Consider the following 12,016-nt stretch of genomic DNA (forward strand, 5'->3'; position numbering starts at 1 on the left):
GCCTATTCGTTCATGGGGATCCGGATACCGCGCTCCTCGGCAACCCGGTTCGCCTGGTCGTACCCGGCGTCGGCGTGGCGGATCACCCCGGTACCCGGATCATTGGTCAGCAGCGTTTCCAGCTTCCGGGCGGCCAACTCGGTGCCGTCGGCCACGCCCACCTGGCCGGCGTGGATGGACCGGCCGATGCCCACGCCGCCGCCGTGGTGCAGTGACACCCAGGTGGCCCCGGAGGCCGTGTTGAGCAGGGCGTTGAGCAGGGGCCAGTCCGCGACGGCGTCTGACCCGTCCGCCATGGCCTCGGTCTCCCGGTATGGGGACGCAACCGAACCGGAATCCAGGTGGTCGCGGCCAATGACGATCGGGGCGCTGACCTTGCCTTCGGCGACCAGGGAGTTGAACAGCAATCCGGCCTTGGCCCGGTCCCCGTAGCCCAGCCAGCAGATGCGGGCGGGCAGCCCTTCGAACTCGACGTGCTCCGCGGCGGCGTCGAGCCAGCGGTGCAGGCGGGTGTTCTCCGGGAAGAGCTCCTTCATGGCCGCGTCCGTGACCGCAATGTCCTGCGGATCACCGGAGAGCGCCACCCAGCGGAACGGTCCCATCCCCTCGCAGAAGAGCGGGCGGATGTAGGCGGGAACGAAGCCCGGAAACTCAAACGCACGGGCATAACCGCCCTGGCGTGCCTCGTCGCGGATGGAGTTGCCGTAGTCGAACACCTCGGCACCGGCGTCTTGGAAACCGACCATGGCAGCAACATGGCGGGCCATGGATTCGCGGGCCTTCTTGGTGAAGCCCTCGGGGTCCGCAGCAGCCTCCGCGGCCCAGTGTTCCACTGGCATTCCGGCCGGCAGGTAGCTCAGCGGATCGTGTGCGGAGGTCTGGTCCGTGACGATGTCCACGCTGATCTCCCCGGCCTGCTGCCGGCGCAGCAGTTCTTCGAAGACTTCCGCGGCGTTTCCCACCAGCCCCACGGACAGCGCCCGCTTCTCCGCCTTGGCTGCCATCACCTTGGCGACGGCGGTGTCCAGGTCCGTCTCCACCTCCTGCAGGTACCGCTTGCCGGCCCGGCGGCGGAGGCGGGTTTCGTCGACGTCGACAATCAGCACCGCTCCCCCGTTCAGGGTCACTGCCAGCGGCTGGGCACCGCCCATGCCGCCGCAGCCGGCGGTCAGGGTCAGGGTGCCGGCCAGGGTGGCGTTTTCATCCTTGAACAGTTTGCGGGCGACGGCGCCGAAGGTCTCGTAGGTGCCCTGCAGGATGCCCTGGGTGCCGATGTAGATCCAGGATCCGGCAGTCATCTGCCCGTACATCATGAGCCCCTCTGCCTCCAGCCGGCGGAACTCTGGCCAGGTGGCCCAGTCCCCCACCAGGTTGGAGTTGGCAATCAGGACCCGCGGCGCCCACTCGTGCGTGCGGAACACGCCTACGGGTTTGCCGGACTGGACCAGCATGGTCTCGTCATCCGCCAGCGTGGCCAGGGTGCGGATGATCGCGTCATAGGCTTCCCAGCTGCGCGCTGCCCGGCCGGTGCCGCCGTAGACCACCAGGTCTGCAGGCCGTTCGGCCACTTCGGGGTCCAGGTTGTTCATCAGCATGCGCAGGGGCGCCTCGGTCTGCCAGCTCTTGGCCGTCAGTGCGGTGCCGCGCGGTGCCCGGATCAGCCGGGTCGGATCGGAGGTGGTTGCCATAGCCCCGACCGTAACCGAGGGGGCCCGGACCGGGCGCTGCTCCGGCGGCAATGTCTGGGATACCAGACCTGTCCCGGCTGGACCATCGGCCGGTCCCGGCAGCTAGGTCCCGGCAGCTAGGTCCCGGCAGCTAGGCCCTGGCGGTGCCGCCCAGCCGCCGGGAAATTTCGGCAGCGCAGCGGGTTAGGCCCGGCAGGTGGCGTTCGGCCAGAACGGCCAGGCTGCCACCGGTTCCCTCCGCCGTTTCCCCGTCCGTCCGGCCAGCCGGAGCGTGGTCCCGGTTGTCTGCGGTCACGGTAACGCTGGCAACGGCGTGTCCGGCCCGGTCCAGCACCGGCACGGCAAGGGAGGAGAATCCCTCCGTAACCTCGTTCTCTTCCCAGGCATAACCGCGCTCCCGCATCTGTGCCAGCAGGCCGGGCAGGCCCGTTCCACCGGCGCGGGAGGAACGCACCGCCGCAGGATCCGGATACAGCGCCCTGAGCTGGGCACCGGTCATCTGCCCCAGCAGCGCCCTGCCGCTGGCGGTGCGGTGGGCCGGAAGCCGCACACCGGCGTCGGTCACGAGCGGTGGCTGCCGGGGCGCCCGTTCTTCGACCACATAGATCACATCGGTGCCCTGCAGCACCGCCAGATGCGCTGTAGCGCGGCACTGCGCGGCCAGTTTCCGCAGCGGAAACCGTCCGATACGCTGCAGCGGTGCCTGCCTGGCATAGCCGGTCCCCAACTCGTGGGCGGTGGCACCCAGGGCGTACTTACGTTCCTCGGGCAGGTGGACGGCGAAACCGTCCGCGGCCAGGGCGGCGAGCAGGTGGTACGTGGTGGACCGCGGCAGGGACAGGTCCCGGGCGACGGCGGCGGCGCTCACCGGCCCGGCCTGGGTACCCAGATAACGGAGGATGGCCAGGACCTGGGCCGCAGCGGGAACCTGGACGCGCGAATAGCTGGCGGACATGCGCCGAGTCTAGGGCAGCGTCTGGTATCCCAGAAACACAATCCTGCCCGGAGGTAGGCTCGGCACCGAACTGGTGCTGGGATAGAGGTGCCGGTACAGGCATGCTGGAACAGAGGTGCCGGGACAGGAATGCACCGGCAATGTGGATGACGGAGAGTTTTCTCCGCGAGGACGGAGATACATGGACATCATTTCCCGGGCGGCCGTTGAACTGGGGGCCGGTCCGCTGAGCGGCGGCGACATCGTGGCCGTGGCCCGCGGGGGCGCAGAGGTTGCCCTCTCCCCCGAGGCCCTGGCCGCGATGGCATCCTCACGCGGTGTGATTGAAAGCCTCGCCGCAGACGAGAAACCGCATTACGGGGTATCCACCGGTTTTGGCGCCCTGGCGGTCAAGCAGATCCCGCCGGAGCAGCGCACCCAGCTGCAGCGCTCCCTGATCCGCAGCCATGCGGCGTCGTCCGGTGCGGAAGTGGACCGCGAGGTCATCCGGGCCTTGATGCTCAACCGCCTCTCCACCTTGGCCACCGGCCGCACCGGCGTCCGCCCGGAGGTGGCGCTCGCCTATGCCGGTCTCCTGAATGCCGGGATCACCCCCGTGGTGGGTGAGTACGGCTCACTGGGATGCTCCGGCGACCTGGCGCCCCTGTCCCACTGCGCCCTGGCGCTGATGGGCGAGGGCGAGGTCCGCACCCGGGACGGCCGCCTGGTTCCCGCAGCCGCGGGTTTGGCCGAGGCCGGCCTGGAACCGGTCCTGCTGCAGGAAAAGGAAGGCCTGGCGCTGATCAACGGCACCGACGGCATGCTGGGGATGCTGACGCTGGCTATTGCGGACCTGCACCGGCTGCTGGCCATCGCGGACCTGGCGGCGGCAATGAGCGTTGAGGGGTTGCTGGGCAGCGATGCCGTGTTCGCTGCGGACCTCCAGGCGCTGCGGCCCCAGTCCGGACAGGGCGAGTCCGCCGCGAACATCCGGGCGGTCCTGGCCGGGTCGGCCCTGATCGAAGAACAGAAGACCGGCGGCTTCACCCGGGTGCAGGATGCCTACTCGCTGCGCTGCGCCCCGCAGGTGCACGGCGCGGCCCGGTCCACCCTGGGCCACGCCGAATCGGTGGCTGGCGCGGAGCGTGCCTCGGCCATCGACAACCCCGTGGTGACCGTGGACGGACGGCTGGAATCGAACGGCAACTTCCACGGCGCCCCGGTAGCCTATGTGCTGGATTTCCTGGCCATCGCCGTTGCGGACGTGGCGTCCATGAGCGAGCGGCGCACCGACCGTTTCCTGGACCGGTCCCGCAGCCACGGCCTCAACGCCTTCCTGGCCCATGATCCGGGAGTGGATTCCGGCCACATGATCGCCCAGTACACGCAGGCCGGCATCGTGTCCGAACTCAAGCGCCTGGCCGTGCCCGCGTCGGTTGACTCCATTCCTTCCTCCGCCATGCAGGAGGACCACGTGTCCATGGGCTGGGCGGCCGGCCTGAAGCTGCGCCGCTCCCTGGACGGACTGACCCGGGTGCTGGCCATCGAACTGCTGACCTCGGCCCGGGCCCTGGACATGCGCGATGGCGGCCTGGCCGCCCCTCGTTCGGCTCCTGCCGTTACGGCCGTGCGCTCTGCCATCCGTGCCGTGGTTCCGGGGCCGGGCCCGGACCGTTATCTGGCACCCGAGATTGAAGCGGTGCGGGTCCTGGTCGACGACGGCTCTTTGCTGGCCGCCGCGGAGGAACGGATCGGAGCCGGCCTGCTGTGAGCTGCTCCGCCGGGACTACGCTGGGCGGATGAATCAGGAACAGGAACAGACCCGCCGGCTTACCGCCCTCGTCACCGGTGAGGTGCAGGGAGTGGGATTCCGCTACCGGACCATGCAGCAGGCCACGCGGCTTGGCCTCACGGGAGTGGTGTCCAATAACCGGGACGGCTCGGTACTGGTGATTGCCGAGGGCAGCGGCCCGGCCCTGGACGGGCTGCGGGCATTCCTTCAGGGTCCCGAGGCGCCCGGGGCGGTAACCGGGGTGGAAGAACGGTTTTCCGAGGCCACCGCGGAATTCCGGGAGTTCCGGGCACAATAGGTTCCCGGCACCGGGCCTGCCCCCCCATAGGTAAGCCCAGGGAACCAAAAGTTAAAAGGAAAACGCCGGCAGACTTGGGGTTGGTTGGGGGAAACAACCCTAGTCTGCCGGCGTCCGGACCGGTCACTACTCGGTCCATTCATCACTCGCACCCTTATGAGGTACTAATTACGATAAGCGGCCCGTCTGGGTAGGTGCTGAAGAGAACCTGACAACTACCTGAGTATCCGAAGGGGTCCGGGACTGTGCTGCGCGCTTAGGCCGCCGAAACCAATTCGCGGAGCCGGGCCACTGTGGCGGCACGGTCCGGGGCTGCCGTGAGCCCGCAGGCCGGGGCGCCGGAAAGGCGCGGCAATACATCCTGCTGGGCGGTACGGATTCCCGGAACGTTCATCAGCGGCGCCTTCCCTGCGGCGGTTCCTGCGGAGCCGGTTGCCCCTCCTTTTACCGGAGAAGGCGCAGCGGACGCTTTGGCGTTTCCTGCAGCGGCACCGGATCCAGCACCTTTGCCGGCCGAACCGGACTTCTTGCCTCCGGTGGTCTTCTTCGGTGCAGTGTTTGCCGGGCTTCCGGCAGCGCGCGAAGCGGCGGGGCGGGACTTGCCTGCCTGGGCTTTCTGCGGCTGGGCGGGCTGCTTCGGGCCAGACTTCTTTTTGGTAGCGGACTTGTTGACCGCCGATTTGGTTGCGGTCTTGGCCGGCGCAACCATGGCAGCGGCGGCGACAGCGGACTTCTCTGCCACGGCGGCTGCGGTCAGGGCAGCGGTTCGTGCCGCGAGGGCTGCGGCCACGTCCAGGGCGTCTACATTCTGCGGCATGCGCACGGCGGGGCGGCCGGCAGGAGCTGCAGGCCGCAGCGCGGCCATGATTTCCTCGGTGGCAGACCGGGTGGTGTCAACGAAAACGGCTGCGGCGTTGTCTTCGGGAACGGTTTCAACGCGCTGGCGTGCCGCCCGGGTGACGAACCGGTAGATTGCCGAGACCACTACGAGCAGGGCACCGCCGGTGGTGTAGAGCAGGATCAGTGAGAAGGCCAGGGAGGTGGTGCCGCCGGAAAAGAACCCCAGCCCGATGACGGCCGCAATCAGCCACAGCGTACTAAGAATTGTCAGGATGGAACGGACCCGGATGTAGAGCGGACGCTGCTGCACACCAACGACTTTTGGCGGCAAGAATTCTGGCACTGAGACTGACCTTTCGGGCACTGATTTTGGAGATGTTCCGGAGTTTCGGCCGGAGAAGCTTGGTACTACAACTCTAGGCATCGATCGGCCGCCTAAAGACCATACGGGCGGCCCTTGGCTGATTCGTTACGTGCCAAGCAGTGAGATCTTCGTCACACTTTGTGCCGGGCGGGGCTGAGGGCCCGGGAGGCACTGTTTTCCCCGGCCGCAGCGCTGATGATTCCGGCTGCCAATTCGGCAATAGCGGACGATGTTTGGAAGCCGTAACCGCCCTGGCCGGCCAGCCAGAACAACCCCGGAACCGCAGCATCCCAGCCGACTACGGGCACGCCGTCGGCCGCTTCCGTCCGCAGCCCGGTCCAGGCCCGGAACACGGCCGAGATACCCATGGTGGTGACGCTGTTCACCAAGTCGATCAGGGCCTGCACGTCCTCCGGACGGTGCCGGGCGTCCTCCGGAACGCTGGGCTCGCTTTCCGACGGCGAGATCAGCACCCGGGTGCCTTCGGGCCGGTAGTAGAAGCGGTCAGCGGCGTCGGCCACCATGGGCGCTCCCGGCTCCAGCGGCCGTTCGACGTCGACGACGGCGGCCGTCCTCCGGTAGGGAGTGAGCCCCTGGGGGCGGGCCCCGAAAAGACCGGCGACGCCGTCGGCCCATGCTCCGGCTGAGTTGACCACCACAGGCGCGGTGAACCGTGTCTCCTCGGCCGAAACCATCCAGGCCCCGTCGGCCGCCCGGCGTGCGGCATCGACCCGCCGGCCGGTGACCACCTGTCCGCCGGCTGCCAGCAGGCGGGCGCGGTGGTACTCCAGCAGGGCATCTGTATTGCAGGCCACCGAGGTGGTGTCCAGACCTGCGGCCGTGAAGGATCCGGGCTTCAATTCCGGTGCCAGGGCCAGTGCCTCGGCGGGCATCACGGGATGCATGTGCGAGCTGGCCCGGTCCCGCACAGCTTCTTCATCGCCCACCAGCAGGAAGCTCCGGGGCGTGAGGATGGGCTGCGGCAGTCCGGCTTCGGCCGCCCGGATCAGCGCAAGCGTACGCAGGGTCAGGTCCTGGACCACCTGCGGTCCGTAGCTGGGGATCAGCTGCCGCGCCGAGCGGGAGGACGTGTGGTAGCCCAACGTGGGTTCAGCCTCTGCCAGCACCACGGCCGCACCGTGGCCGGCAGCAAGTTCTGCTGCCAACGAGAGGCCGGCGATCCCGCCGCCAATAACCAGGATGTCGGAGGTGAGGTGTTCTGCCGCTGCGGTCACGGGAGCCTTTCTGCTGCGTCGATCCGTTCCACGGTAATAAGGGTTGCGTCGTCCGCGCTCTCGCCGGTTTCACGCTGCCGGCGGCGCAGCTCCAGCAGCATCTCCTGCGCGGCGACGGCGGAGCGGCAGGCATGCAGGAAGCCGCCCGCACCGTCCACTATGCCCAGGTCCACTGCCCGCCACGCGCCGTCGGAGGCCAGGACAACGCGCCGGGGTGCGGGCAGCTGCACTGTGCGGGCATGCCGGGCCGCTTCCGGCTCCCGGCGGGCCACCCACAGCCGTCCGGGAGTGTTGCGCAGTTCCCTGTCCCGGATCAACTGCTCCCGTTCGCCTGCGGCATCGTCAAAGTGCAGCACCCGCAGGTCGGCGGGCTCGTGGGTGACGTGGACCAGGGAGTCGTCCTCGAGTTCCACCACCGCATGGCAGTCCGCCAAGGCCACGATCTCCACGCCGTCCTCGGTCAGCTGCGCCAGACAGATGGCTGCGGACGGGAACCGGGCCCGCTCCTCCCCTGCCACCTCCTGCGCCAGGGCATCCATCCGGGCCAGTGCATCGGCCAGCACCTGCTGCCCCGATCCGGCGCCGTGCCCGGCCTCCGGAGCCGCGGCGGCTTCGGTCAGCAGCAGATCCAGCCGGCGCGAATACCAGGAGGGGTCCGACGGTCCGGGCAGTCCGAGCTGCGGCAGCAGCGGCGTCGCACCGTCCACCACCCAGGCACTCGCTCCGGCATAACCGCAGATATCTTCCTGCACATGGCCGTCGCCCTCAATCGAAATGCGGACCGCGTTCCGCCAGGTCGCCATCTAGTCCGTCTCTTCGCGGTCGCCGGTGAGGATTTCCATCAGGGTTTCCGAGCCCACCAGGTTCAGGCCCGGGGCGTCGTCGGAGTTGGCCAGCAGGATGGTGGCAATGCAGATCGCCCAGCCCCGGGCGCGGTCCCAGATGTAAGGATCGGCTGCGTACTGCCGGCCCAGGGCGTTGCGGAACGCGGACCGGCCATCGGCGTCGAACACCAGCCAGGCGGTGGCCAGGTCGGTGGCCGGGTCCCCGGCGGTCATGTCCCCGAAATCAATGACCGCCTGCAGCGCCTCGTCTTTGGAGACGAGATTCGCGGCATGCAGGTCACCGTGCAACCACAGCGGCGGGCCTGGCCAGGCCGGGATCTGCTGTGCCTCGTCCCATAGCTCCCGGACCCGGGCCGCATGCGGGACCATACCGGAGTCCAGCCGCTGCAGCACCGACTCATACCGGCTGGAAAGCGGGCCGCCGCGGTACGGATTGCGCGGGTAGTCCGCCGGCGCCGGCCGGTGGAACGCGTTGAGGAAGCCGGCGAGCCCGGTGGCCAGGGCAACGTTGCGGTCCCGCGGCTGCAGGGAGACGTCCTGTCCGTCGAACCAGCGGGTGATGCTCCACGGCCACGGGTACAGCTCGCACGCCGTGCCGCAGAAGACGGGGGCCGACGTCGGCACCGGAACGTCCGCCGTCAGTTCCGGCAGCCAGCGCTGTTCGTTGGCGGTCAGTCCGACTGCGGACCGCCGGCGCGGGAGCCGGATGGCGTAGTCGGTGCCGAGCCGGTAGATGTGGTTGTCCCAGCCGCTGCCCTCCTGCCGGAGTTCCAGACCGGAGAGATCCGGACGCTGTTCCTGCACCAGCTGCCGGACCAGGGCGGGGTCGGCTGCAATATCGGCAGCGGGAAGGTTGGCCATGCCGCCAGAGTACCCGGCAGCTGTGTCGACGGTCACGTTGGTGACGCGGCCGCCGCATTCCTCCCGTTAACAAGACGGACCCCGGCAGGCGGGATGCCTGCCGGGGTCCGGAACGGATGGATACCGGGTGTTAGCCCTGTACGCCCAGGCGTTCCAGGATCAGTTCGCGCACCCGGCCTGCGTCGGCCTGGCCGCGGGTGGCCTTCATGACTCCGCCCACGATGGCGCCGACGGCCTGGACCTTGCCGCCGCGGATCTTGTCCGCGACGTCGGGCTGGGCCGCGAGGGCAGCGTCGATGGCTTCGAGCAGGGGGCCGTCGTCGGAAACGACGGCGAGGCCGCGCTTTTCGATGACTTCCTCCGGGGTGCCTTCTCCGGCGAGGACGCCGTCGAGCACCTGGCGGGCCAGCTTGTCGTTGATCTTGCCGGCCTGGACCAGGCGGTCCAGTTCAACGATCAGTTCCGGCGTGACGCCTACGTCCACCGGATCCACTTCGGCTTCCTTGGCCCGGCGGGCCACTTCACCCATCCACCATTTGCGGGCCACCTGTGCGGAGGCTCCGGCGGCGATGGTTTCCTCGATGGCCTCCATGACGCCGGCATTGACGACGTCGCGGAACTCGGCGTCGGAGTAGCCCCACTCTTCCTTGAGCCGCTTGCGGCGCTCGGCCGGCGGCTCGGGCAGCTGCGCCCGCAGCTCTTCGATCCATTCCTTGGACGTGACCACGGGAACCAGATCGGGCTCCGGGAAGTAGCGGTAGTCATCGGCGTCGGACTTCGGCCGGCCCGAGGTGGTGGAGCGGGTGTCCTCGTGCCAGTGCCGGGTTTCCTGGACAATCGTGTTGCCGGAGTCCAGGACGGCGGCGTGGCGCTGGATTTCGAAGCGGACAGCGCGTTCGACGGCGCGCAGCGAGTTCACGTTCTTTGTTTCGGAGCGTGTGCCGAACTTTTCCTGGCCGTACGGGCGCAGCGAGACGTTGGCATCGCAGCGCACGTTGCCGCGTTCCATCTTGGCGTCGGAAACGCCCAGGTTCTTCACGATTTCCCGGATGGCGGCCACGTAGGCCTTCGCCAGCTCGGGGGCCCGGGAACCGGCGCCTTCAATCGGCTTGGTGACAATCTCCACCAGCGGCACACCGGCGCGGTTGTAGTCCACCAGCGAGAAGTCCGCGCCCTGGATGCGGCCTGCAGCGCCGCCCATGTGGGTCAGCTTGCCGGCGTCCTCTTCCATGTGGGCACGCTCAATCTCGACCCGGAAGACGGTGCCGTCCTCCAGCTCAATGTCCAGGTAGCCGTCGTACGCAATGGGATCTTCGTACTGCGAGGTCTGGAAGTTCTTGGGCGTGTCCGGGTAGAAGTACTGCTTCCGGGCGAAGGTGCAGGATTCGGCGATCTTGCAGTTCAGCGCCAGGCCGATCAGGATCGAGTACTCAACGGCCTTTTTGTTCACGACCGGCAGCACACCGGGCATGCCCAGGTCCACCGGGGTGACGGCCGTGTTGGGCTCGTCGCCGAAGATGTTCGGGGCATCGGAGAACATTTTGGTTTTGGTGTTCAGCTCCACGTGGACCTCGAACCCCAGCACCGGATCGTACTTCTGAATGGCCTCTTCGAAGGACAGGGTTTCATCCTGGATGTGGACGGACATTTACTTCACTCCTCCGAGTACGGGTGCCTGGGCCAGCAGCGGACCGCCCCACTTCTGCTCCAGCATGCCCTCAAGGGCGGCGCCGGCGCGGTAGAGGCGGATGTCTTCACGGGCGGGGGCCAGGAACTGGATACCGACGGGCAGTCCGTCGGACAGGCCGCCGGGAATCGAGATGCCCGGGACGCCGGCCATGTTGGCCGGGATGGTGGCGACGTCGTTCAGGTACATGGCCAGCGGATCGTCCAGCTTTTCGCCGAGCCGGAAGGCCGTGTTGGGCGAGGTGGGGGAAATCAGCACGTCGGCCTGCGCGAACGCGGCGTCGAAGTCGCGCTGGATCAGGGTGCGCACCTTCTGGGCCGAACCGTAGTAGGCGTCGTAGTAGCCTGCGGACAGGGCGTAGGTGCCCAGGATGATGCGGCGCTTGACTTCGTCGCCGAAGCCGGCGGCGCGGGTGGCACCCATAACGCGTTCAATGGTCAGCGGCGGCTCGGCGGGCAGCTCGCGCATGCCGTACCGGACGCCGTCGTACTTGGCCAGGTTCGAAGAAGCCTCGGACGGCATGATCAGGTAGTAGGCGCCCAGTGCGTACTTGAAGTTGGGGCAGGAAACCTCGACGATTTCCGCTCCCGCGTCCCGAAGCATGTCCAGCGATTCGTTGAAGCGGGCCTGGATGCCTGCCTCGTAGCCTTCACCCTGCAGTTCCTTGATGACGCCGATGCGCATTCCGGCGACGTTGCCGTTGCGGGCGGCGTCGGCCAGGGAACCCACGGGGTCCGTCAGGGATGTGGAGTCGCGGGGGTCGTGGCCGCCGATGACCTCCTGCAGCAGGGCGGCGTCAAGCACGGTGCGGGATACCGGGCCGATCTGGTCCAGCGAGGAGGCCATGGCGATCGCCCCGTAGCGGGAGACGCCGCCGTAGGTGGGCTTGACGCCCACGGAGCCGGTGACGGCGGCCGGCTGGCGGATGGATCCGCCGGTGTCGGTGCCCAGCGCCAGCGGTGCTTCGAAGGCGGCGACAGCGGCTGCGGATCCGCCGCCGGATCCGCCGGGGATCCGGTCCAGGTCCCACGGGTTGCGGGTGGGGCCGTAGGCGGAGTGCTCCGTGGAGGAGCCCATCGCGAACTCGTCCAGGTTGGTCTTGCCGAGCATCGGCATCCGCGCGGCACGGATCTTCGAGATGACCGTGGCGTCGTACGGGCTCATCCAGCCCTCGAGCATCTTGGAACCGGCCGTGGTGGGCTGGCCCTTGGTGACAATCAGGTCCTTGATGGCAATGGGCACGCCGGCAAGTTCGTGCAGCTGCTCGCCGGCGGCGCGGGCCTTGTCGACGTCGGCGGCTACCTGCAGTGCCTCGTCCGTGTTGACGTGCAGGAAGGCGTTGACGGCACCGTCCACCTCGCTGATGCGGTCCAGGTGCGCCTGGGTGACCTCGACTGCGGTGACCTCGCGGGCGGCCAGCTTAGCGGCCAGCTGCGCGGCGCTCGATGTAATCAGTTCACTCATGGAAGCTT

General features: G+C 68.3%; 10 protein-coding genes. 2 read left to right on the forward strand and 8 right to left on the reverse strand.

What is annotated here, in order from left to right; translation table 11 throughout:
- Positions 1–2: 2 nt before the first annotated feature.
- Together hutU and LOC57_RS14855 are read right to left on the reverse strand one after the other, a co-directional pair.
- Complete coding sequence (gene hutU, locus LOC57_RS14850; protein ID WP_229960656.1) at positions 3–1,688, reverse strand: urocanate hydratase; 1,686 nt, start codon at positions 1,686–1,688, stop codon at positions 3–5.
- A gap of 130 nt (positions 1,689–1,818) precedes the next feature.
- Positions 1,819–2,643 (reverse strand): IclR family transcriptional regulator, encoded by an 825-nt coding sequence (locus LOC57_RS14855; RefSeq protein ID WP_227913912.1) that lies wholly within the window; start codon positions 2,641–2,643, stop codon positions 1,819–1,821.
- A gap of 181 nt (positions 2,644–2,824) precedes the next feature.
- Between LOC57_RS14855 and hutH the strand changes: the two genes are divergently transcribed.
- Together hutH and LOC57_RS14865 are read left to right on the forward strand one after the other, a co-directional pair.
- On the forward strand, positions 2,825–4,393 hold the full coding sequence (hutH, locus tag LOC57_RS14860; protein ID WP_227913911.1) for a histidine ammonia-lyase: 1,569 nt from the start codon (positions 2,825–2,827) through the stop codon (positions 4,391–4,393).
- Between the two features lie 28 nt (positions 4,394–4,421).
- Positions 4,422–4,712 (forward strand): acylphosphatase, encoded by a 291-nt coding sequence (locus LOC57_RS14865; protein WP_229960658.1) that lies wholly within the window; start codon positions 4,422–4,424, stop codon positions 4,710–4,712.
- Between the two features lie 256 nt (positions 4,713–4,968).
- Here the strand turns inward: LOC57_RS14865 and LOC57_RS14870 are convergent, their stop codons facing one another.
- The 6 genes from LOC57_RS14870 to gatA all read right to left on the reverse strand — a co-directional run bounded on the left by LOC57_RS14870 (position 4,969) and on the right by gatA (position 12,008).
- Positions 4,969–5,862 (reverse strand): hypothetical protein, encoded by an 894-nt coding sequence (locus LOC57_RS14870; protein ID WP_227913909.1) that lies wholly within the window; start codon positions 5,860–5,862, stop codon positions 4,969–4,971.
- 185 nt (positions 5,863–6,047) lie between these two features.
- The gene (locus LOC57_RS14875; RefSeq protein WP_229960660.1) at positions 6,048–7,151 is read right to left on the reverse strand and encodes an NAD(P)/FAD-dependent oxidoreductase; all 1,104 of its coding nucleotides are present in this window, start codon (positions 7,149–7,151) and stop codon (positions 6,048–6,050) included.
- Positions 7,148–7,954, reverse strand: a complete 807-nt coding sequence (locus tag LOC57_RS14880) for a hypothetical protein (protein ID WP_229960662.1) — start codon at positions 7,952–7,954, stop codon at positions 7,148–7,150. Before LOC57_RS14880 ends, LOC57_RS14875 begins: the two co-directional genes overlap by 4 nt.
- Entirely contained in the window at positions 7,955–8,857 is a 903-nt protein-coding gene (locus LOC57_RS14885) for an aminoglycoside phosphotransferase family protein (RefSeq protein ID WP_227913906.1), read from the reverse strand. It lies immediately after the preceding gene.
- Positions 8,858–8,987: 130 nt separating this feature from the next.
- Positions 8,988–10,505 carry an Asp-tRNA(Asn)/Glu-tRNA(Gln) amidotransferase subunit GatB gene (gatB, locus tag LOC57_RS14890; protein ID WP_227927348.1) on the reverse strand — a complete coding sequence of 506 codons (1,518 nt, stop codon included), beginning with the start codon at positions 10,503–10,505 and terminating at the stop codon, positions 8,988–8,990.
- Positions 10,506–12,008 carry an Asp-tRNA(Asn)/Glu-tRNA(Gln) amidotransferase subunit GatA gene (gene gatA / locus LOC57_RS14895; protein WP_227927349.1) on the reverse strand — a complete coding sequence of 501 codons (1,503 nt, stop codon included), beginning with the start codon at positions 12,006–12,008 and terminating at the stop codon, positions 10,506–10,508.
- Positions 12,009–12,016 lie beyond the last annotated feature (8 nt).

Source organism: Arthrobacter sp. zg-Y750, assembly GCF_020907365.1.
Taxonomy (GTDB): domain Bacteria; phylum Actinomycetota; class Actinomycetes; order Actinomycetales; family Micrococcaceae; genus Arthrobacter_B.

Excerpts from the sequence above, each read along its gene's own strand:
- gatB (WP_227927348.1), bottom strand. The coding sequence starts at position 10,505 with ATGTCCGTCCACATCCAGGATGAAACCCTGTCCTTCGAAGAGGCCATT.
- LOC57_RS14880 (WP_229960662.1), bottom strand. The coding sequence starts at position 7,954 with ATGGCGACCTGGCGGAACGCGGTCCGCATTTCGATTGAGGGCGACGGC.
- hutH (WP_227913911.1), top strand. The coding sequence starts at position 2,825 with ATGGACATCATTTCCCGGGCGGCCGTTGAACTGGGGGCCGGTCCGCTG.
- LOC57_RS14865 (WP_229960658.1), top strand. The coding sequence starts at position 4,422 with ATGAATCAGGAACAGGAACAGACCCGCCGGCTTACCGCCCTCGTCACC.
- gatA (WP_227927349.1), bottom strand. The coding sequence starts at position 12,008 with ATGAGTGAACTGATTACATCGAGCGCCGCGCAGCTGGCCGCTAAGCTG.
- LOC57_RS14885 (WP_227913906.1), bottom strand. The coding sequence starts at position 8,857 with ATGGCCAACCTTCCCGCTGCCGATATTGCAGCCGACCCCGCCCTGGTC.
- LOC57_RS14855 (WP_227913912.1), bottom strand. The coding sequence starts at position 2,643 with ATGTCCGCCAGCTATTCGCGCGTCCAGGTTCCCGCTGCGGCCCAGGTC.
- hutU (WP_229960656.1), bottom strand. The coding sequence starts at position 1,688 with ATGGCAACCACCTCCGATCCGACCCGGCTGATCCGGGCACCGCGCGGC.